Raw genomic sequence first — 20,400 nt, forward strand, 5'->3', positions numbered from 1 at the left:
AAGACGGTTCACTCAGGCTGGCGGTAGAAGGCTTCCACCGTGCCCTTGAGCTTGATCATCAGCGGCTGGCCCTTGCGGTCCAGCGTCTTGCCGGCGGGCACCTTCACCCAGCCTTCGCTGACGCAGTACTCCTGCACATCGGTGCGGTCCTTGCCATTGAAGCGGATGCCGATGTCGTGCTCGAAAACGGCCGCGACATGGTGCGGGCTGCGCGGGTCGACGGACAGGTGGTCGGGCAACGGTTGGGCTTGGGTGGTATCGGTCATGGGAAAAATGGTGTGAATCGGTTCAAGAAGGCAACCGCGCATTTTCGGCGATTCGCCGCATGCCCGTGCCAGCAAACAAGGGTTGCGGGCAGGGAGATCGGTCAGCAGGTCAGCGGGACCACAGGCTTGCCATGCTGTGCGAGCAGCTTGCCGATACCGGGCTTGGCGCAGCGCTGCAGCGCCATCAGCAGCGCATGGCCGGGCTCGGCCACGCCCCAGCGCTGGCGCAGGTCGTGCTGCATGCGCGCCAGCAGCTCGGCAGCCATCTCGGCATCGGCCAGGGCCCGGTGGGCCTGGCCCGTGCGCGGCAGGCCGTGGTAGTTCACCAGCGTGCCCAGTTTGTGGCTCGGCGCCTGCGGGTACAGGCGGCGCGAGAGCAGCACCGTGCAGGCGAACGGGTGCGGCGCGGCCACGCCCGCCAGCGCCAGTTCGGCCTGCCAGAACTTGCTGTCGAACGCGGCGTTGTGCGCCACCATGGGCGCGTCGCCCACGAAGCGGGCGGCCTCCTGCATCACGCCGGCGGCCTCGGGCGCGGCGTTCACCATGGCATTGGTGATGCCCGTGAGCTGGGTGATGAAGGCAGGGATCCAGGCGCCGGTCTTCATCAGGCTTTGGAAGCGGTCCACCACGCGACCGCCCTCCAGCAGCACGATGGCCACCTCGGTCGCGCGAGCGCCCTGGCCGGGCGAAATGCCCGTGGTTTCAAAGTCGATGACGGCGATGGGATGCATGGCGGGTCGGGTGGCGGGCGGCAGTGCCTCAGGGGCCGTCATTGTGCGCGGCGGCGAGTTCGGCCGCCGACAGCACCACCGGTACCGCCACGGGCGCACCGGTCTTGGCGTCGAAGAACGGCGATTTGCGGTAGGTGCCCGTGAGCAGCGCTTTGGCAACGAGGCCCAGCATGCGCGCAATGCCCGCCAGCTCGCCCGAGCTGCCGAAACCGGGCGCGCCCAGTGCACTCTTGACCTGGGTGCGCATGGTCACCGGGCCGAAGCTGGCGTCCAGCGATGCGCCACGCAGGCTGGTGTGGACCAGGCCGGTGAACCCCATGCGTCGGTCGGCCATGGTGTTGCCGATGGGCGTGTTGCAGCACGCGGCATACCAGCGCAGCATGCCCTTGTCCGTCAGGCGCAGGCAGGCCAGCGACTCCTGGCCCTGGGTGAAGGTGACGTTCGCTGCAGGCACCTGGATGACCTCGGAACCGCCGAACGCGTCCAGCACGTCGGCCTGTGCCCCCAGGTGGCGCGCAAACGCCCGGCAGTCTCGGCAGTAGCAGACGCAGCGGGTCGCGGGCGCGGTGGGCTGGACGAGCCCGCGGACCTGGCCGCAGCGGCATTGGAGGGGATGGCTGGAGGGCATGGATGGGGAGTCCTGAAGATGCGGGTGGGGTCGCGTGGGCCTGCAGGATAAACCGAACCCGGTGGCATCCGAACCTGTGGGTGCTCGTGGGCAACGCGAACCCAGGACACGCTTTTCGAGCTTGGGGTGGATGCGGTGCGGACCCCAGCCGCGGGGCTAAGCCGTGTAGGTGTAGTCCACCGGCACGGTGCGTTCGTACACCGTCTGGCTGGCGGCATTCTTCATCACCAGCCGCAGGCTGCCCAGCTGGCCCGGGTCGATCACGGTGAAGTGCCTGGGCACGACCCCCGTACCCGCCTGCCTGCCCGTGGTGCCCTCGTAGGTCATGTTGGCCTGCGTCTCAGGGATGGCCCAGATGTCCAGGCCCTCCTCGGTGTTGATCGCATAGGCGATGTCCACGCCGATGCGGGTGCCGGCCTTCACCACGGCCGGCGACGGGATGGACAGGGTGATGCCGGTGATCTCCGACCCCTTGCCGTCGTTCATCCACTCTTCGTCGACCTCGGTCTGCTCGTAGGTGAAGTCCACCGCCAGCGCCTGGTTGAAGACTTCCACGAAGTCCTGGTTCTTGGCCACGATGAACAGCTCGCGCACGCTGCCCGCTTGCGTCAGGTGCACCGAACGGCTGATCCGGCCCGTGCCGGGCTCCATGCGGTCGTGCGAACCCTCGTAGACCGAGTCGTAGGTGGCGTCGAGGATCTTCACCCAGACATACAGCGGCTCGCGGGGCGCCGAGTAACGGTAGTCCAGCGTCGCGGTGATGGGGGTGTTGGCCTGCAGCACACAGCCCGAGGGCGGGTCAATGCGCACTCCGGTGATCTTCAGGTCGGTGCGGGTGTTGTCCTGGCGCCTGGCGCGCCGCACAAAGTAGACGACCAGCCCGATGGCCACCAGTCCCGCGATGGTGATGTAGACGTTTTCCACGGTGAATTTCCCTCCAGGTACCGCACCTTGCTGTTGGAATGAATAGGACGGTGCGTGGTGCCCCGGGGGCAAATTATGGTGGCGCGTGGCCGGGGGTCAACAGCGGGGGTGTGCGAGGAAGAAGCGCAGCATCTCCTCGGTGGCCGACACGCCCCGGGGATCGGTATGGCTGCCGCGCGCATCGCCGCCGGCCCAGGCGTGGCCGCCACCGTGCAGCACCCAGTGCTCTGCCAGCGTGGCGCCGCCGCTCTGGTACAGGGTGCGCGTATAGCCCTGGCCGTGGGCCGACCGGCCGGTGGTCACCGCAGGGCGTACCTCGCTCTCGGCGGCGTCCAGCGCCGCCTCCACCAGTTGCTCGCCATTGCGGGCATGCACGGTGGCATCGGCGTCGCCATGGAAGACGATCAGGGGCAGCGCCGTGCCCAGCTGGATGACGGGGGGCGTGGTCGTCGCGAACGGGCTGGTGCTGGCGGCCTTGGCGCCGGTCTTCATCGCCGAGAGCGCCGCCATCACGTTCTGCGCCGCGCCAGCCGACAGGCCCGAATGCACGCCCACGGCGGCAAACAGGTCGGGGTATTCGCGCGCCAGCAGGGCCGCCATGGCGCCACCGGCCGAGAGGCCCGCCACATAGACGCGGTTACCGTCCACCGGGTGGCGTGCCATCACCTCGCGCACCATGGCCACCAGCGTGGCCGGCTCGCCGCCGCCGCGCCGCTGGTCCTGTGGCCGGAACCAGTTCCAGCAGGCCTTGGGGTTGGCACTGCCGGACTGGGCGGGATAGAGCACCAGGGCATGGGCTGCTGCCGCCGCGCCGTTCATGCCCGTGCCGGTGGCGAAGTCCTCGGGGTCCTGGGTGCAGCCATGCAGCATGAGCACCAGGGGCATGGGGGCACCGGTGTCGGCTCCGGGCGGCACATACAGGTAGTAATGGTCCTGCGGGGCGCCAGCCAGCGCAAAGGCCATCCGGGTGAAGCTGCCGGGCGCCTGCGCGCCAGCGGTCCGGGCGCTCGCGGGGCCCGTGGCCGGGGAGGGCTGGCTGCGGGCAGGCGTGTCGTCCGGCAGGTCGATCACCACGGCGTCTTCGACATCGGCCTGCGCAAAGCCATTGCGCCAGCCTGTACCGGCTGGGCTGGACGCGGGCATTGCTGCCCGGCCTTCGCGCAAGGTGCCGGTGGCACCGGCATGGGGCGCTGTGGCGCTTGCCGCGCCCGCGGTGGCGGGTATTCCGCCCAGGGCCTGCTGGATGGCGCGGGTGGCATCGGCCAACTGGCCTTTGCGCACCAGGTCGGTGGCGTTGCCGAGGAGTTGCTTGAGATTGTGGTTCCAGTCCATGGGAAGGTCCTTGGGTGAGCTGGTAGGGCGTGCGCCGTTCATGGCACGGCCGCCCCTGGGCGGCTGGTGCCGTCGGTTTTTGTCTCGGAATGCCGCCGCTCGAAAGGGCCGGTCTGGAATGGAAGATGAAAGAAATCGCCGTTGTGGTGCGCTGGGCACCCGCCACGGTAGGCGCTTGTCTCAGCCGATGCGGCCCGCCAGTGCCGCCTTCACTGCCGGGCTGGCGTGGAAAGCCCCCAGCACGGTGACCGAGGCGATCGTCGCCTGCGCCAGCGCGGGCGGCACGTCGTCCTCGATGCTGGCCAGGCCCAGCACGCGGATCTCCAGCCTCTGGCCTGCGGCCTGCACGGCCTCCAGGTCGGTGCGGCCAAAGCGCTGCAGTCCCAGCACGAGCATCTTGCGTGCCACCACCTGGCGCACCTCATCGTTCTGGGTGCTCAGCTGGTTGCGGATGGCGGTGCGGATGAAATCCGTGCGGTTGGCGTAGAAGCCCTCCGATACAAGCAGATCGATGTGCCCCAGGTCCACATAGCCGAGGTTGATGGTGATCTTTTCCGAATCGGGGACCTTGCTGCGCAAGGCCAGGGTAGTGTTGGAAGTGGGGGTCATAGTGCCTCTTGGCCGTCGTTTGACATCCGTATGGATGGTATATGGATGGTTCTTCGGCGTTTTCAAGGGCCGGCCATCAAAAAGAAAGAGCCCAAGGGCCCTTTCTGGTGCGTGGCGGCCGTGCGCGGCGTCAGCCCGCGCCGCGGCTCCCACCACCGCTGCTGCTGCCAGCCCCGCCCTGGCGCGATTGCCCCTGGTTGCCGCTGCCCAGGTGGGTATCGCGGTCACCACGGCTCTCTGGCGTGCGGCGGCCCTGGTTGATCTGCGTGGTCTTGTCGCCTGCGCTGTTGTGGGCGTTGGCCACCTTGCCGCTGCCGTCGCTGGCGGCATTCAGGTCGTCGTCGGTCTGGTTTTCCTTGCTGCTCATGGCAATCTCCTGTGGTGCGGAAGTGAACGGTGCGCCCCAAGGCGGGCGCACCAGCGATATGCGCGGCGCTGTCTCAGGACAGCGTCAGTTCCTTGTGCTCGCCCAGGTCACGTGGCTGCTCGCCGGTGATGGCGGCCTTGGCCATCTTGTACAGCTGCACCATCTTGCTTTCCTTGACGTCCCAGTACTCGGCATGGCCGACGCGCACTGCCAGCAGCGCCAGGTTGGGGTCGGTGTGGCCCGCAGGAAACCAGGCCTTGGCCATGGGCGACCAAAGGGCTTCCTTCTTCGCCATGTCTTCCACGAAAGTGGCCTGGCCCGACAGGGATACATAGCTGTCATCGCCAGGGTCGGCATACGACACGTTCACCTGGCCATCGGTCAGCAGGCGGCCATAGAGCTCGCCATTGCGCGGAATGAAGAAGTACAGGAGCGACTGCTCGTCGATGCTGCGGTTCTGCGTGGTCAGCGGGTGCGCGTGCAGCATGCCATTGGCATGGCGGTGCGTGAGCATGCCGAACTTGATGTCCTTGATCAGCTTCCACAGCGTCTCGCGGGCAGGGGTGTCGTGTTCCATGGGGGTGCCTCCGGCAGATGGTGAATGGGTAAAAATTCACTGTAGGCGGCATGGAGCGTGGCGGGCGTCGTCCCCCGGCCCGGCTTGGGGAGGGCATTGTCTGACAGCAGCGCCTCGCATTGCTCCGCCTCAGCCGGAATCGATCACGCCTTCTTCAGGAACTCCGACTTCAGCAACAGGCTGCCCAGGTCCGTCTTGCAGTCGACGTTGTGGCCATCGGCACCGTCGATCAGGCGGATGCCCTTGATCTTGGTGCCCTTCTTGAGGGTGGATGATGAGCCCTTGACCTTGAGGTCCTTCACCAGGATGACCGCGTCGCCGTCGGCCAGCGGATTGCCATGGGCATCGCGCACGGTGCCGTCGCCCCCGGCCTCGTCGGCCTCTGCCGCCTCGGCCACCATGGGCCATTCAAAACTGCAGTCGGGGCAGGCATAGCTGCCGTTGCCATCGGGGTAGGTGTTCTCCAGGCCGCATTGGGGGCAGGCGGGGATGGCGCGGGTCATGGAAGGCTTTCTTTCTTTTATGGAGAGAGGGTCGGAGCCGCATGGCGGCAAAGGGGGGCGCTGCTCAGCGCGGTTTGCGCTGCTCCAGCGCAAACGGCGGCAGCCCCTTGAGCAGGCGCTGCCCGTACGAGGTGTTCATGAGCCGCTTGTCGTAGCAGTACACATGCGCCTGGTCTTCCTCGGTGCGGATGGCGCGGCCCACCCACTGGGCCAGACGGATCGCGGTGGCAGGAACCACGAGCTCGCTGAAAGGGTCGCGCCCCACGGCGCGCAGCCATTCCGCGCGGGCCTCGCCCACCGGATCGTCGGGCGGGGCGAAAGGCAGCTTGGTGATGAACACCGACTCGCACAGCCGGCCCGGCAGGTCCAGCCCCTCGCCGAAGGACTGCATGCCGAAGATGACCGAGGGTTGCCCCTCGGCCACGCGCTCGCGGTGGCGCTTGAGCAGTTGCGTGCGCGGCAGCGCGTTCTGCACCAGCACCACGCTGCGCATGGCGGTGGGCAGGGCCTCCACGGCCTGGCGCATCTGCTCGCGCGAGGTGAACAGCACCAACGCGCCGTATTCCACATTGGCGATGTCGTACAGCAGCGCGTCCACCATCTCCGCCGTGAAGGCGGCTGCGTTCTTGGGGTCGGCGTGCGTCTCGGCCGCTATCAGCGTGCCCTGGGCGGCGTAGTTGAAGGGGCTCGGCACCTCCAGCGTGGTGGCGGCCGCATCGCCATGCAGGCCCGACTCGCGCATGAAGAACTCGAAGTGCCCGCAGCTGGTGAGCGTGGCCGAGGTCAGCACCGCCCCGCGCACCGCGTTCCACAGGTGGTTGCGCAGCGTGGTGCCGGGCAATATGGGGCTGGCATGCGCCTTGACCACGATGAAGTCGCCCTCCACCTCCAGCGTGAACCACTTGGCCGCCGGCACCGCGCCCTCGGGTGCATCCTGCAGCAGCAGCTGGGCGGTGGCGTGCAGCTCTTCCAGCCGGGGCGCCAGCATGCCGATCTGCGCGTACAGGGTGGACAGGCGCCGCGCCTCGTCGGGCTTGTCGCGCATCTCGGCGCGCAGGGACTTGGAAATGGCGCGCAGCGCTTCGAGAAAACCATCGGCGCTGGCAGCCAGCAGGCCCAGCGGCGCGATCAGCTGCTCGGGCAGCACACCGCGCGGCACGCGCACGCGGGCCGGGCCCCAGGCGTCCTTCTGGCTCTTGAGGGCCGGGCCGTAAACGTCCATCACGATGCGCGCCAGGTCCTGCAGCGTCTGGCGCAACTGGCCCGAGTGCTTGGGGATGTCGGCGATTTCTTCCACCTCCAGCAGCGCGCCGATGCGCAGTCCGCGGCTGGCCAGGCGCTCGATCCAGGTCACGCGGCTCAGGTCCATGCTGCAGGCGAACTGGTCGAGGGCCGTTGCGGGCAGGTGGTGGGCCTCGTCCAGCACCAGCAGGCAGTTGTCCAGCTCGGGCAGCACGCGCGCGCCCAGGGACGACAGCAGCAGGTCATGGTTGGCCACGATCACCTGGGCGCCGATCAGCTCCTTGCGCTTGTCATAGTAGGTGCACTGGCTGAACGCGGGGCAGTGCTTGCCGGTGCACGAGGCCCCCTCGGCCGCCACGGCGCTCCACACCTCGGGCTCGGGTGGCGTGTCCAGGCTGTCACGGTCGCCGTCCCATCCGCCCTTGCCCAGGGTCTGCGACATGGCCGAGTAGAACTGGATGCGTGCCTCGGTCTCCTGGCGCGGGCGCTTGGCGCGGGCCGCAGCCTCTTCCTCGGCAAACAGGTCGTCGTCCATCGCCTCCTCGGCCTCGCCGGTGCCGGCCAGGCGGTCGAGCTTGAGCTTGCAGACGTAGCGCCCCCGTCCTTTGGCCAGCGCAAACTTGAAGGGCTGGGGTAGCAGCAAGGCCAGTGCTGGCAGGTCCTTGTTGACCAATTGCTCCTGCAGCGCCACCGTGGCGGTGGATATCAGCACCCGGGTGCCCCGCGACAGCGCCATGGCAATGGCGGGCGCGCAGTAGGCCAGCGACTTGCCCACGCCCGTGCCGGCCTGGATCACGGCGATGGAACGGGTGGGCGCAGCCTCGCCCGCTTCCTCGTCCACCTTGCCCAGCGTGGCCTGGCTGAAGGTCTGTGCCACCTGCTCGGCCATGCGCCGCTGCCCACCCCGGCTGCGGAACCCCGGGGTGGCCTGCACCACCGCATCGAACGACTGCAGGGCCGCTTGGGCCCACTCGGTTGAAGACATAAGGACGAGAGTGTGGCACATGGTTGGGCATACAGTGTTTTGGGGGTGGTGCGTCCTGTCGCGCGCATGGGATGTGGGCCTACACCGCAGGCTGCAGGGCATGCCTACGATGGACGACGACAACCATTGCGCCCCCGCGGCGCCCAGGAGAACCCCATGTCCACCATCGCCGACCGCCAGAAGAACGAACCCTCGGTGGACACCACCAAACGCCAGACGGCCAGCACCCCGACCAGCGGCGATGCCGATGCGCAGAACGCCCCCCAGGAAGAAAGCCCCAAGCTGCCCCATGAGCGCGACCAGTCGGTGGACATGACCCACGGCAAGCCCGACGCACAGGTGCAGCAGGCCTACCGCGATGTGCAGCGTGGCCTGCAGGACACGGACCGCGGCCCCCCAGCCGACAAGGCCTACCAGAAGCAGAAGTAACCGGGCCCCCCCCAAGCAGCGCCATGCTGGTGGTGTGTGCGCCAGAACAACACCCAAAAACGCCTGCCGTGAGCGGGTGCCTGGGCGCGCCAATCAAGGGTTGCCAGCGCAACCCATTCCCCTATACTGAAAAGCACTGAAACGGCCCCCCCGCGCGAAAGCCGGGTCCGCAAAGTCACCGGTCTACCGGCCCTGAGAACGTGTTATCTACCTGTTCCCGGGCCCATGACAGCGGGACTGCCACGTTTGATCAGGGTTGCTCAGGGGAGCTGCCGTCTCAGGGTCGTCGTATCCACCACCGAGAGGCCGCCCCAGCGATGCAACACCGCCCAGGTCCCGCGCTCGCCGTTTCTGCTCCTGATCTTCCTGCTTCGAGCGCGGGCCGGGCCATCCATGGCCGCCTTCACGGGCGCCATCCTGCACATGGGGCTTGATATGGGCGACGGGCTTGTCATCGGTACCCAGGACATTGCGCAGAAGGACCAGCTGGTGTTGCGCGCCCTGGTTCGGCTGCTCGAAGGCGGGGTGAACATCCGGGCGCGGTTCAGCGAGCAACTGGCCGAGTGCAACGTGGTCTTCGTTCCGGGCCACTGGCCCTACCGCTTCCATGCCCCGTGCATCACCGTGCGCGTGATCGACCCCGAGGACGTGGGGGCGGCGCTGGAAACCACCGCCGATCTCACGGTGGCCACTCCCTTGCGCATGACCAATGTCATCGCCGTCCTGCAGTCGGCCACCCAGCGCGTGCACGGTGTGTCGCAGTTCGACCCGGTCAAGGGCCAGCGCGCGCTGTTCGAGCTGCTGGGCGAGCGCACCCGCACGGCCGAGCGCCGCCGCGCCGTGGTGCCCATGAGCGCCGGCCAGCAGATCGTGTTCGACTTCGTGCAGCAGCTGGTGCACACCTCCATGCCCATGGAGGTGCTGCTCTCGGGTGCCTACACCCTGGGCGAGCCGCACCGCGTCAGCCCGGTGGAGGAAGAGCTCATCCGCTCCGTGCCCGCCCACAGCCTGCGCCACCTGCTGTGGGGCCTGGCCATGCGGCTGGCCCAGACGGGTGCCAGCGCCCCAGCGCGCTCCGGCCACTACCGGCTTTCGCGCTGGCCCGATGCGGTGGGCCTCACCGCCGCAGGCCATCCTCGCCTGGCGGCGCTGCTCACCAGCCAGGCGCTGAGCTACGAGCAGGCCTGCGCCAGGAGCGGCGTGCCCGAGGCCACCGTGCGCTGGTTCCTCGAAGCCTGCCTGGCGCTGGGGCTGGCGGTGGACGAGGGCAGCTCCGGTGCTGCATCTGCCCCCGCCCGGTCCCCGGCGGCGCCAGCCGCCGCAGGCGCCGCGAAGCCTCCAGACCCACCGGCCGCAGCCACCCCGCCGGGATGGCTCGGCAACCTGCGTGAACGGCTCAAGCTATGGTGATGCCCTCCCCTGCACCCGCCGTGTCCGCGGGCACCTCGCGCGATCTCAAGATCGTCTTCACGGGGCCCATGGGCGCCGGCAAGACCACCGCGATCCGCGCCATCAGCGATGGCGAGGTTCTCTCCACCGACGTACCCATCACCGGCGGTGCCGAGCTCTCCATGCCCGGCAAGACCATGACCACCGTGGGGCTCGACTACGGCGAATGCCGCCTGGGCGACCAGTGGGTGCTCAAGCTCTTCGGCACGCCCGGGCAGGAGCGCTTTCGCTTCATGTGGGACATCCTGGGCGCCGGTGCCTTCGGCCTGATCGTGCTGGCCGACAACTCGCAGCCCGACCCCGTGGGCGAGGTGGCGCGCTACCTCAAGGCCTTCGCCCCGCACGTGCCGGGGCGGCGCACCGTGGTCGGCGTTGGCCGGCTCGACACGCACCCCTCGCCCGGCATCGTGGACTACTGCGAGCAGCTGGGCGCCCTCGGATACAACCCCCCCGTGCTCGAGGTGGACGTGCGGCGCGATGCCGACGTGCGCCTCTTGCTGTCGGTTCTGGTGAGCATGGCGGAGATCGAACATGAGTAGCAGCATTGGCAGCACCCCAGGATTTTCGTCCGCTGGCACGGCGCTGCGCTTGGTCACCATCGCCCAGCTGGCCCAATTGCTGGGCGAACTTCAGCGCGGCACGCCCGGCATCCTGAGCGCCACCCTGGCCAGTGCCGACGGCTTCACCGTGGCCTCCACCCTCTCCGACAGCCAGGACGCCGACCGGCTCTCGGCCATGTCCGGCTCGCTCAGTGCGCTGGCCGGCGCCATGACGCGCGAGGCCGGGCACAGTGCACCCGAGCGGCTGATCCTTGAGTCGGGCAGCGGCCACATCGTCTCGATGAACGTCCCCGTGCCCTCGGGCGACCTGGTGCTCACCGTGGTCACCAACGAATCGTCGCTGCTGGGCAAGCTGCTCTGGAGCTGCCGCAACACGGCGGACCAGGTGGTTTCCGCCTGCGCTGCCACGCCGCAACCGGGCAGCGCCCCGTCTTTGTAGTTCCGTTCCCTGTTCCACTACCATCGGAGACCACGCCATGGCATTCACCCCCAAAGAACTCCTGAACCAGCTCATGCAGACCGAGGGCGCCATGTGCGCCGCGCTGGTGGACTACAACAGCGGCATGCTGCTCGAATCGGTGGGCACGGGCCTGGACCTGGAGCTGGCCGCCGCCGGCAACACCGAGGTCGTGCGCGCCAAGATGAAGACCATGAAGTCGCTGGGCCTGGCGGGCAGCATCGAGGACATCCTGATCACGCTGACCCAGCAGTACCACATCATTCGCCCGGTGGAAAAGCACGACGGCCTGTTCATCTACTACGTGCTCGACCGCAGCCGCGCCAACCTGGCCATGGCCCGCCGCAAGGTGCTCGAAGCCGAGGCGCAGACCAACATCTGACGGTCAGCTGCTGGCGCCCGGCGCGAACCAGCGCGGCACCAGCGGCAGGGCTTCTTTCAGCGAACCCAGCACGGCCACGCAGGCCTGCGCCACCTCGGGCGCTGGCTGCAGCAGGTCCGGCACCACCACCAGCCCCATGCCCGCAGCCAGGGCGGCACAGCCACCGTTGTGGCTGTCCTCGAAGGCCAGGCACTGCGCCGGCTCCACGCCAAGGCGCGCGGCAGCCAGTGCATACAGGGCCGGGTCGGGCTTGCCGCGCAGCACCTCATTGCCACCGGCTACGGCCGCGAAGTGCTGCAGCACGCCCACGCGCGCGAGGCGCTGCGCGATTTCGTCGGTGCGCGACGACGAGGCCACCGCGCACGGAATGCCTGCGGCCTGCAACTGCGCGAGCAGCGATGCCGCACCGGGCTTGAGCGGAAAGAGCAGCTCTCGGCCCTCCCCTTCCTCCAGCGCCGCCCGCACGGCCAGTAGGGCCTGCTCGAACGGCACCACCCCGCCCAGGTGCATCTGCAAAATGGCATCGGAATCCTGCGCCGCCTTGCCCACTACCTGCAGATAGTCGGGCTCGCGCAGCACCACGCCCAGTGTCAGCGCCGCCTCGGTCCAGGCGCGCATGGTGGCGCGCTCCGAATCGATGAGCAGGCCATCCATGTCGAAGATGGCGGCGGTGAAGGGCGGGCGAAGTGTCTGCATCGAAATATGATGCCTGCAAAAAAACCAATACTTGAGGGAACATGGAATACACGACGCGATTCACGCTGGTCTGCAAGAACGACACCGATGCCGATGCGCTGCACGCGGTTTTCAGCACCCCTGACGGCGCCGCGCTCGAAGCGGCCATCAAGGCCTTCTGCGCCGCCCGCAAGATCACCATCCACCCCACGGACCACCTGGGCTTCGACCACTATGAGCGCTCGGGCCGGGTGATCGATGCGGCCTTCACCTCAGGCTCCACCGACGTCGGGGATTTCATCGGTCCCCTGTCCAAGGTCTGCCACGCGCTGCATGCGGAGCTGGTGGACGACGAGGTCGCGCGCAAGCTCGAATACGGCTTCATCGACGGCAAGAAGAAGCCGCCCGCAGACGTGGTGGCGTTGATGAAGACCCTGGCCCCGACCGCGCAGCTGGGCCGCGTGGGCCGGGCCATCGAGGCCGCCGAGCGCGAGCTGAACTACCCGACCTATGCCTTCATCCGCGCCATCGGTTTGTCCAAGAATGTCGCCGCTGTCCAGGCCTTGCTGGAAAAGGGCGCCGATCCCAACAGCAAGCTCTCCTCCGGCTACTCGTGCCTGAGCAAGGCCATCAGCAACAAGAGCGTGAAAATCGTCCAGCTCATGTTGGAACACGGCGCCAATCCCAATCTCGCCCACAAGGGCGCGCTCCATCTGTAAGAAGCCTGTCGCTACTCCTCCCCGAAGATCGTGGACCTGTTGCTCAAGCACGGCGCCGATCCCAACGCCTCCCGCAACGACTATTACCACCATGCCATCGAAATGGCGGTTTCCAACCATCTGCCCCAAGCGGTGAAGTCACTCATGGCGCATGGCGCCAAAACTTCGGGCATGCGCAATATGCGCAATCTCCTGGACCTCAATGCCGAAAATTTTGACAACAAAAGCGGCCAGCTTCTGGCAAAGATCGAGATCTTCAAGCTGCTGGCGCAGGACCCGGCGCTCCAGGCAGAACTGCTCGGCAACCGGGACCACCTGGTCGGCCTGTTGAGGAAGGGTTTCGAGACGCTGTACAAGGAGCCTGGGGATCAGGCGGACTTTGACAGTGTCCTGGCCTACATGGCGGCCGTCGCATAGGGCCTGTCGACGGGCTCCTCTACCCCCGCTGCTGCAGTGCCTTCTCGATGCGGTTGCGCTGCACCGTGGTCTTGGGCACCTTGAAGGGGAACCAGCTGCGCACGTCCTCCTCCACGCCGATGCCGTGCATGTAGTTGTAGATGGCCTTCTTGAGCGCGCCGCCCAGTGCGTCGTGGTCCACGCCCGTAGGGTCGTGAAAGCCGATGTCGTTCTTGGCAAAGCTCACCGGCGGCAGGGGCTCCAGCGTCACGCCGTACTCCTCGGGCGCCTTGCCCACGGGCGAGTGCACGGTGCAGGCAAAGCGGTGGAAGAACCCGCTCTGGATGCAGCCGTTGGCGAACAGCTGGCGCACGTATTCGAGCGCGTCCACCGTGTCCTGCACCGTCTGCGTCGGAAAGCCGTACATCAGGTAGGCATGCACGAGGATGCCCGCGTCGGTGAAGGCCCGCGTGACGCGCGCTACCTGGTCCACCGAGACGCCCTTCTTCATCAGGTCCAGCAGCCGGTCCGACGCCACTTCGAGCCCGCCCGAGACGGCGATGCAGCCGCTGTCGGCCAGCAGCTCTGCCAGTTCGGGCGTGAAGGTCTTCTCGAAGCGGATGTTGCCCCACCACGAGATGCCGGCGTTGCGCTCGATCAGCTCGGTGGCCAGGGTCTTGAGGGCCTTGGGCGGCGCCGCCTCGTCCACGAAGTGGAAACCCGTCTGCCCTGTCTCGCGCACGATGGCTTCGATGCGGTCGGCCAGCACGCTGGCCGAGGCGCCCTCGTAGCGGCTGATGTAATCGAGGCTCACGTCGCAGAAGCTGCACTTCTTCCAGTAGCAGCCGTGCGCCACGGTGAGCTTGTTCCAGCGCCCGTCGCTCCACAGCCGGTGCATGGGGTTGAGCATGTCCAGCAGCGACAAGTACTTGTCCAGCGGCAGCCCGTCCCAGGTGGGCGTACCCACCTCGGCAAAGGCGATGTCCGCCTCCTGCATGTTGATGTAGCGCACCGCGCCGCTCTCGGCATCGCGCACGAAGGTGCGAACCAGGCGCTGGCGCCCGCGCTGGCCCTGTATGTGCTCCAGCAGCGCCAACAGCGGGCGTTCGCCCGCGTCCAGCGACACGTAGTCGAAGTAGTCGAACACGCGCGGCTCGGTCAGGTCGCGCAGCTCGGTGTTCACGAAGCCGCCGCCCAGCACGGTGACGATGTGCGGGTGCGCCGCCTTGATCGCCTGCGCAATGCGAAACGCCGCGTACACCGCCCCGGGGAAGGGCACCGACAGCAGCACCACCGTGGGTGCATGGCGCTCCACTGCGGCCAGGGCCAGCGTGCGCAGGGTCTCGTCCACCAGGTTCAGCGGCCCGGCCAGGGCGGCAGCCAGCGGCTCGAAGGTGGGCTGGCTGCCCGCCAGCGACTCGGCATAGCGCACGAACTCGAAGCGCGGGTCTACCGCATCGCGCAGCACGTCGGCCAGGTCGTTCAAATACAAGGTGGCCAGGTGCTTGGCCCGGTCGTGCAGGCCCAGGGCGCCGAAGGCCCAGCCCAGCGGGTCGCCGCCCTCGTCGTCCACGTACACGTCGAGCGTGGCGAAGCGCGGCCCCTCGGGCAGGAAGTTGCGGCCCACGATGCGGTGCGCCAGCGTGGTGTCGCGCCCCTGCAAAAAGGCGATGGTCGGCGCGATGGTCGCCAGGTAGCGGTCGCGCTGCGCCGCAAAGGCCTGCACCGCCGGGCTGTGCTTCTTGGCCGGCAGCGCAGCCACCTTGGCCGCCACGGCGCGCAGGCCATCGGGCGACAGCAACTGCAGCACCAGGGCCAGCGCCAGGTCTTCCTGCACCGCCGTGATCTCGCGCGAGCGCAGAAAGCCCGTGAGGTAGGCCGTCGACGGGTAGGGCGTGTTCAGTTGCGTCATCGGCGGGATGACGGACAGGACGCGAAGCGGTGGGGCAGACATGGTGGGGGCGGCCAGGGCGATGCAGTGCCGCCTCGTGGGGAATCGTGGAAGAAGTGCCCGATTATCCCGCCAGGCCCTTAACCCTTGCCAGAGGGGGCGTCTGCCTCCCTCTGGTGGTTACAGCGGCTGGGGCGGCACCACCGCCGCATCCGGCGTGCCCGCCAGGTAGTTGTTCTTCACGCGCACATAGTGCTCGGCCGAATAACGCAGGTAGGCGATCTCTTGGTCCGTCAGCGCACGCTGGCGCACGGCGGGCCGGCCGATATACAGGTAGCCGCTCTCCAGCACCTTGCCGGGCGACACCAGGCTCCCGGCGCCCAGCATCACGCGATCGCCGATCACGGCATCGTCCATGACGATCGAGCCCATGCCGATCAAACACTCGTCGCCGATGCGGCAGCCGTGCAGGATCACCGCATGGCCGATGGTCACATGGCTGCCGATTATGAGTGGCGAGCCCTCGGGCTTGCTGGCATTGCGGTGCGAGACATGGCCCATGCTCAGGTCCTGCACGTTCGTCGCCTCGCCCACCACGATGCGGTTCACGTCGCCGCGCAGCACGGCGTTGCACCACACGGAGGCATCCTTGCCGAGGGTGACGTCGCCGATCACCTGGGCGGATTCGTGCACGAAGACGCCGGTGCCGAGCACCGGGGCGGTATCGAGGTAGGGAGCGAGGGGCATGGGGTTCGTGAGGGCTCAGGATGCAAAGCGCCGAGCGTAGTGCAAATCCGATGGCCCCCGCCCCAGGGCTATGGTTGTCCGATGGCGTAGAACCCCAGGAACATGTCCACCGCATCTTCCAGCACCTGCTGGCGCAGCGCGGGTGCCAGCGGCGGCTGGCCCATGGCCAGCTGGGGCCAGAAGGCGAAGGACTTGACCATGCCATGCAGCTGGTGGGCCGCGTATTGGGCGTCGACTCCGGTGCGCAGGCGGCCGTCCTGCTGGGCGGCGCGCAGCCACTGCGGCAGGCCCTCCTCCTTCTCGGACAGGCGGTCCACCAGGGAGCGGGCGCGCTCGGGAGTGTGCATCAGTTCGGCCATGGCCACGCGCGAGAGGTCGATGAAGCTTGCGTCGTTGAGCAACTGCATCTTCTGCTCCAGCACGGCCAGTAGTTGCGCGCGCAGGGGCTGCCCTGCGTCGTAGCGGATCTCGGGCAGCGAGTGGCCGCGCTCCCACAGCTGGCCCAGGATGGCCTCGAACAGCTCGTCCTTGCTCGGGAAGTGGTTGTACACGGTGCGCTTGGAGACATCCGCCGCCGCGGCCACGCGGTCCATGCTGGTGCCGGCAAAGCCATGCTCGCGGAACTCCGCGATGGCGGCCTGCACGATGGCCTCGCGCTTGCGGTCGGTCAGGCGGGTGGGGGCGGCAGGGGGGACTATCGGGTGCATAGGACAAATTTTACACCGGGCAGTTTACTTTTTTAAAAACAACACTACACTGTGCAGTGCACTTTTTCGAAAAGGCAATCCCATGTTCCGCCGCGTGCCCCGAATCCTCCTCATCCTCACCGCAATCACCGCCATGGCCTACAGCATCCTTTCCTGTGCCACCCTGCCCTCCGCGTCGTACGAGCAGTCGCCCCAGTACGTGGACGGCAAGTTCCGCAACGTGGCCCCGCGCCAGGCCCCCGGCTTCTTCAAGACGGTGGCCATCTTCTGGCGCTTTGCCACCGACAAGCCGGCCAACACCGTGCCCGCCAAGCCCATCGAGGTCAAGCCGCTCACCCGCGCCGACGTGCTGGCCGCACCCGACCAGAGCCTGTGGCGCCTGGGCCATTCGACCATGCTGCTCAAGCTCGACGGCAAGTTCTGGCTCACCGACCCGGTGTTTTCCGAGCGCGCCTCGCCCTTCCAGTTCCTGGGTCCCAAGCGCTTTCACGCACCGCCGCTCACCATCGACGAGCTGCCGCCCATCACCGGCGTGGTGCTCTCGCACGACCACTACGACCACCTGGACTTCGACGCCATCCAGAAGCTGGCGCCCAAGGTCGAGCATTTCCTCACCCCCCTGGGCGTGGGCGACCGTCTCATCGCCTGGGGCGTGCCGGCCGCCAAGGTGCAGCAGTTCGACTGGTGGCAGGGCACCAGCGTGGGCGGCGTGAAGTTCGTCGCCACCCCGGCCCAGCACTTCTCGGGCCGAACGCTGTCGGACGGCAACCGCACGCTGTGGGCCTCGTGGGTCATCATGGCCGGCGACACGCGCATCTTCTTCAGCGGCGACACCGGCTACTTCGACGGCTTCAAGGCCATTGGCGAGCGCTACGGTCCGTTCGACCTGACCATGGTCGAAACCGGCGCCTACGACGCCCAGTGGCCCGACGTGCACATGCAGCCCGAAGAAAGCCTGCAGGCCCACCGCGATGTGAAGGGCCGCCACATGATGCCCATCCACAACGGCACCTTCGACCTGGCCCTGCACCCCTGGCACGAGCCCTTCGAGCGCATCACCACGCTGGCCGCTGCGAGCCAGGTGCCCCTGGTGGCGCCGGTGATGGGCGAGCGGCTGGACATCCGTAGCCCTGCCCTGTCGCAAAGCTGGTGGCGCAGCGCGGAGTGATCAGGCGCCTGGCAGGCGCTGGGCGAGCTTGCCCACGATGCGGGCTGCTGACTTGATCTCCGGCACATCAAAGCCCGCGTAGCCAAACAGCCAGCCGCGCCGCTGCGACTCCATCGCATAGCGCGACAGCGGCGCCAGCATCACCCCCGCCGCCTGGGCCTGGCGGCACAGGGCCTCGTCGTCGCTGCCCGGCTCGCGCTCCAGCAGCAGATGCATGCCCCGGTCGCTGGCGGCCAGCTGCAACGCGCCGTCGCTGGCATCGGCCAGCGCGTCGCGCAGCACCTGCTGGCGTGCCTGGTACAGCTCACGCATCTGGCGCAGGTGGCGCAGCAGGTGCCCCTCGGCAATGAACTGCGCCAGCACCGCCTGCGCATCGCCGGGCGCATGCCGGTCGGTGATGGCGCGCGCCATGGCAAACGGCTGCACCAGCGCCGGCGGCGCAACGATGAAGCCCAGGCGCAGGCCCGGGTGCAGCGTCTTGGAGAAGGTGCCCACGTACAGCACCCGCTCCGACCCCGGCAGGCTGCACAGCGCCGGCACGCGCTGCGCGCCGTACTGGAACTCGCCGTCGTAGTCGTCCTCCACCACCCAGGCATCGTGCGTGCGCGCCCACTGCAGCAGCGCCTGGCGCCGCGCCAGGCCCATGCGCCCGCCCGTGGGGTACTGGTGCGTGGGCGTCACCACCGCCATGTGCGCGCCGGGCCAGCGCTCCGTGGCCTCGGCAATGCAGGCGCCCTCGCCATCCATGGCCATGGGCCGGGCCCGCACGCCGTGGCCCAGCAGCGCCGCGCGTATGCCGGGGTAGCCAGGGTCTTCCACCAGCACCTCGTCGAGCACGTCCAGCAGCAGCCGCGCGATCAGGTCGATGGCCTGCTGCGAGCCCGAGCACACCACCACCTGGGCCGCATCGCAGCGGATGCCGCGCGAGGCCCACAGCCACTGCGCCACCGCCTCGCGCAGCTGCGGGTCACCGGCCGGGTCCAGGTACTGCGCGCGTGCCGCGCGCTGGCCGGGGCCGGCCTGGCGCGCCAGGCGGTCCCACACCGCATACGGAAACGTGTCCACCTCCGGCGCCCCCATGCGAAAGGCCCGCGCCACCGCCACCGGCGGGTTCCAGCGCGCCGCCGTGTCGGCGATCAGCTGGCCCCGGCGCGACAGGCCGCGCGGCGGCGCCACCAGCTGCTGCGTGCGGGCAGTGGCGCCCCCGGCCGCCTGCGAGACATAGGTGCCATCGCCCACGCGCGGCTCCACATAGCCCTCGGCCTGCAGGCGCTGCACGGCCCACAGCACCGTGTTGCGCGACACGCCCAGCGCCACCGCATGCTCGCGCGAGGGCGGCAGCCGCGTACCCGCGCGCAGACTGCCCTGCTCGATGGCGCCGCGCAGGCGCTCGTAGACCTGCTGGCGCAGCGTGGCGGTGCTGGCAGTCGGATTGGCTCTGGCAATCGGCATGAATTGGCCCCCTGGATGTGGTAACACGGCCATAAACTGAGGAACCATTGTAGGCACCACCCCCGAGAAAGCACCCCCATGGCAGAGCACTACGCCACCATCACCTGGCAACGCGGCAGCGACGATTTCCTCGACAAGCGCTACCACCGCGCCCACACCTGGCAGTTCGACGGCGGCGCCACCGTGGCCGCATCGTCCTCGCCCCATGTCGTGCCCCTGCCCTACTCAGACGCCGCCGCGGTCGACCCCGAGGAGGCCTATGTCGCTGCGCTGTCCAGCTGCCACATGCTGTGGTTCATGGACTTCGCCAGCCGCGCGGGCTACCGGCTCGACAGCTACAGCGACGCCGCCGTGGGCACCATGGCCAAGAATGATGCGGGCCAGCTCGTCGTGACCCATGTGCAGCTCAAGCCGGTCACCCGCTTCGATGCGGCCCACGCACCCAGCGCCGAGCAGCTCGACGACTTGCACCACAAGGCCCACACTTCGTGCTTCCTGGCCAACTCGGTAAAGACGCAGATCGACTGTGCGCCCGTGCTGCAGCTGAGCGAAGGGGGCTGAGCCATGGCCAATGCCAACCGCCAGTTCCGCGTGGCCGATGCTGCCGTGCTGCAGTCCCTGGTGCGTGCCCAGCCCCTGGCCACGCTGGTCATCACGCACGAAGGCGCGCTGCATGCCAACCACGTGCCGCTGTACCTCGACCCCACGCGCGGCGAGCACGGCACGCTGGTCGGCCATGTGGCGCGCGCCAACAGCGTATGGCCGCTGCTGCCGCAGACGGCGGTGGCCATCTTCCACGGGCCGCAGGCCTACATCTCGCCCACCTGGTACCCCTCCAAGGCCATCGACGGCAAGCAGGTGCCCACCTGGAACTACGCCACCGTGCACGCCCACGGCACGCTCACCGCGCTCAAGGACGACCCGGCCACCCTGCGCTCCATCCTGCACACGCTGAGCGAGGCGCACGAAGCGCACCGCGCCGAGCCCTGGCGCCTGGACGACGCACCGCCCGCCTACATCGAGCAGATGATGCGCGCCATCGTCGGCATCGAGCTCGCGGTGGAGCGCTGGGAGGGCGTGTGGAAGGTCAGCCAGAACCGCACCGACACCGACCGCGCCGGCGTGGTGGCCGGCCTGACGGCCGAGGGCACGCCTGCGGCGCTGGCCATGGCCGCGTTGGTGCAGCAGGGCGCGCCCGCATAGC

24 protein-coding genes, 1 pseudogene and 1 riboswitch are annotated in these 20,400 nt (G+C 68.3%); of the genes and pseudogenes, 10 read left to right on the forward strand and 15 right to left on the reverse strand.

The window, feature by feature from the left end; translation table 11 throughout:
* Nucleotides 1-8: 8 nt before the first annotated feature.
* The 10 genes from QYL93_RS14395 to dinG all read right to left on the reverse strand — a co-directional run bounded on the left by QYL93_RS14395 (nt 9) and on the right by dinG (nt 8,164).
* Nucleotides 9-266 (reverse strand): DUF3297 family protein, encoded by a 258-nt coding sequence (locus tag QYL93_RS14395; protein ID WP_305744270.1) that lies wholly within the window; start codon nt 264-266, stop codon nt 9-11.
* 101 nt (nt 267-367) lie between these two features.
* Nucleotides 368-997 (reverse strand): PolC-type DNA polymerase III, encoded by a 630-nt coding sequence (locus tag QYL93_RS14400; protein ID WP_305744271.1) that lies wholly within the window; start codon nt 995-997, stop codon nt 368-370.
* 28 nt (nt 998-1,025) lie between these two features.
* Complete coding sequence (locus QYL93_RS14405; RefSeq protein ID WP_305744272.1) at nt 1,026-1,625, reverse strand: DUF6151 family protein; 600 nt, start codon at nt 1,623-1,625, stop codon at nt 1,026-1,028.
* A 156-nt stretch (nt 1,626-1,781) separates the two neighbouring features.
* Nucleotides 1,782-2,549, reverse strand: a complete 768-nt coding sequence (locus tag QYL93_RS14410) for a hypothetical protein (RefSeq protein ID WP_305744273.1) — start codon at nt 2,547-2,549, stop codon at nt 1,782-1,784.
* 96 nt (nt 2,550-2,645) lie between these two features.
* Nucleotides 2,646-3,881 (reverse strand): PHB depolymerase family esterase, encoded by a 1,236-nt coding sequence (locus QYL93_RS14415; RefSeq protein WP_305744274.1) that lies wholly within the window; start codon nt 3,879-3,881, stop codon nt 2,646-2,648.
* Between the two features lie 180 nt (nt 3,882-4,061).
* The gene (locus tag QYL93_RS14420) at nt 4,062-4,490 is read right to left on the reverse strand and encodes a CopG family transcriptional regulator (RefSeq protein WP_305744275.1); all 429 of its coding nucleotides are present in this window, start codon (nt 4,488-4,490) and stop codon (nt 4,062-4,064) included.
* Nucleotides 4,491-4,620: 130 nt separating this feature from the next.
* The gene (locus QYL93_RS14425) at nt 4,621-4,857 is read right to left on the reverse strand and encodes a hypothetical protein (RefSeq protein WP_305744276.1); all 237 of its coding nucleotides are present in this window, start codon (nt 4,855-4,857) and stop codon (nt 4,621-4,623) included.
* Nucleotides 4,858-4,930: 73 nt separating this feature from the next.
* On the reverse strand, nt 4,931-5,434 hold the full coding sequence (locus QYL93_RS14430; RefSeq protein WP_305744277.1) for a pyridoxamine 5'-phosphate oxidase family protein: 504 nt from the start codon (nt 5,432-5,434) through the stop codon (nt 4,931-4,933).
* A gap of 143 nt (nt 5,435-5,577) precedes the next feature.
* Nucleotides 5,578-5,937 carry a zinc ribbon domain-containing protein YjdM gene (locus QYL93_RS14435; RefSeq protein WP_305744278.1) on the reverse strand — a complete coding sequence of 120 codons (360 nt, stop codon included), beginning with the start codon at nt 5,935-5,937 and terminating at the stop codon, nt 5,578-5,580.
* Nucleotides 5,938-6,001: 64 nt separating this feature from the next.
* A complete protein-coding gene (dinG, locus tag QYL93_RS14440; protein WP_305744279.1) occupies nt 6,002-8,164 on the reverse strand; it encodes an ATP-dependent DNA helicase DinG in 2,163 nt (720 codons plus the stop codon).
* Between the two features lie 156 nt (nt 8,165-8,320).
* On the opposite strand from dinG, the gene QYL93_RS14445 reads away from it, so the two are divergent.
* From QYL93_RS14445 to QYL93_RS14465, 5 genes are all read left to right on the forward strand, one after another.
* Nucleotides 8,321-8,593: a hypothetical protein gene (locus QYL93_RS14445; protein WP_305744280.1), complete on the forward strand. Its 273-nt coding sequence runs from the start codon at nt 8,321-8,323 to the stop codon at nt 8,591-8,593.
* A 133-nt stretch (nt 8,594-8,726) separates the two neighbouring features.
* Nucleotides 8,727-8,838, forward strand: a riboswitch (cyclic di-GMP riboswitch).
* A 148-nt stretch (nt 8,839-8,986) separates the two neighbouring features.
* Nucleotides 8,987-10,003: a hypothetical protein gene (locus tag QYL93_RS14450; RefSeq protein WP_305744281.1), complete on the forward strand. Its 1,017-nt coding sequence runs from the start codon at nt 8,987-8,989 to the stop codon at nt 10,001-10,003.
* Nucleotides 10,003-10,581 (forward strand): ATP/GTP-binding protein, encoded by a 579-nt coding sequence (locus QYL93_RS14455; RefSeq protein WP_305744282.1) that lies wholly within the window; start codon nt 10,003-10,005, stop codon nt 10,579-10,581. The genes QYL93_RS14450 and QYL93_RS14455 overlap by 1 nt, the downstream gene beginning before the upstream one ends.
* A complete protein-coding gene (locus QYL93_RS14460) occupies nt 10,574-11,041 on the forward strand; it encodes a roadblock/LC7 domain-containing protein (RefSeq protein WP_305744283.1) in 468 nt (155 codons plus the stop codon). Before QYL93_RS14455 ends, QYL93_RS14460 begins: the two co-directional genes overlap by 8 nt.
* Before the next feature lie 37 nt (nt 11,042-11,078).
* A complete protein-coding gene (locus QYL93_RS14465; protein WP_057200462.1) occupies nt 11,079-11,441 on the forward strand; it encodes a hypothetical protein in 363 nt (120 codons plus the stop codon).
* Between the two features lie 3 nt (nt 11,442-11,444).
* On the opposite strand, the gene QYL93_RS14470 is transcribed toward QYL93_RS14465, so the two are convergent.
* Nucleotides 11,445-12,137 (reverse strand): HAD family phosphatase, encoded by a 693-nt coding sequence (locus QYL93_RS14470; RefSeq protein WP_305744284.1) that lies wholly within the window; start codon nt 12,135-12,137, stop codon nt 11,445-11,447.
* A gap of 41 nt (nt 12,138-12,178) precedes the next feature.
* Between QYL93_RS14470 and QYL93_RS14475 the strand changes: the two genes are divergently transcribed.
* A complete protein-coding gene (locus tag QYL93_RS14475; RefSeq protein WP_305744285.1) occupies nt 12,179-12,835 on the forward strand; it encodes an ankyrin repeat domain-containing protein in 657 nt (218 codons plus the stop codon).
* 9 nt (nt 12,836-12,844) lie between these two features.
* Nucleotides 12,845-13,252 (forward strand): annotated as a pseudogene (locus QYL93_RS14480) (hypothetical protein); the annotation flags it as partial.
* A gap of 19 nt (nt 13,253-13,271) precedes the next feature.
* Here QYL93_RS14480 and QYL93_RS14485 read toward each other — a convergent pair.
* The 3 genes from QYL93_RS14485 to QYL93_RS14495 form a co-directional block, all read right to left on the reverse strand.
* Nucleotides 13,272-15,185, reverse strand: a complete 1,914-nt coding sequence (locus QYL93_RS14485; RefSeq protein WP_305744286.1) for a radical SAM protein — start codon at nt 15,183-15,185, stop codon at nt 13,272-13,274.
* A 117-nt stretch (nt 15,186-15,302) separates the two neighbouring features.
* The gene (locus tag QYL93_RS14490) at nt 15,303-15,869 is read right to left on the reverse strand and encodes a gamma carbonic anhydrase family protein (protein ID WP_305744287.1); all 567 of its coding nucleotides are present in this window, start codon (nt 15,867-15,869) and stop codon (nt 15,303-15,305) included.
* A 68-nt stretch (nt 15,870-15,937) separates the two neighbouring features.
* The gene (locus QYL93_RS14495; protein ID WP_305744288.1) at nt 15,938-16,576 is read right to left on the reverse strand and encodes a TetR/AcrR family transcriptional regulator; all 639 of its coding nucleotides are present in this window, start codon (nt 16,574-16,576) and stop codon (nt 15,938-15,940) included.
* 133 nt (nt 16,577-16,709) lie between these two features.
* Between QYL93_RS14495 and QYL93_RS14500 the strand changes: the two genes are divergently transcribed.
* Nucleotides 16,710-17,744, forward strand: coding sequence for an MBL fold metallo-hydrolase (locus tag QYL93_RS14500; protein ID WP_305744320.1), 1,035 nt, complete (start codon nt 16,710-16,712; stop codon nt 17,742-17,744).
* On the opposite strand, the gene QYL93_RS14505 is transcribed toward QYL93_RS14500, so the two are convergent.
* On the reverse strand, nt 17,745-19,196 hold the full coding sequence (locus QYL93_RS14505) for a PLP-dependent aminotransferase family protein (protein ID WP_305744289.1): 1,452 nt from the start codon (nt 19,194-19,196) through the stop codon (nt 17,745-17,747).
* Between the two features lie 78 nt (nt 19,197-19,274).
* Here QYL93_RS14505 and QYL93_RS14510 point away from each other — a divergent pair, with 78 nt between their 5' ends.
* Nucleotides 19,275-19,757: an OsmC family protein gene (locus QYL93_RS14510; protein WP_305744290.1), complete on the forward strand. Its 483-nt coding sequence runs from the start codon at nt 19,275-19,277 to the stop codon at nt 19,755-19,757.
* Nucleotides 19,758-19,760: 3 nt separating this feature from the next.
* The gene (locus QYL93_RS14515; RefSeq protein ID WP_305744291.1) at nt 19,761-20,399 is read left to right on the forward strand and encodes an FMN-binding negative transcriptional regulator; all 639 of its coding nucleotides are present in this window, start codon (nt 19,761-19,763) and stop codon (nt 20,397-20,399) included.
* Nucleotide 20,400: the final 1 nt, after the last annotated feature.

The sequence above is a fragment of the Acidovorax sp. A1169 genome, from assembly GCF_030704685.1.
Taxonomy (GTDB): domain Bacteria; phylum Pseudomonadota; class Gammaproteobacteria; order Burkholderiales; family Burkholderiaceae_C; genus Acidovorax.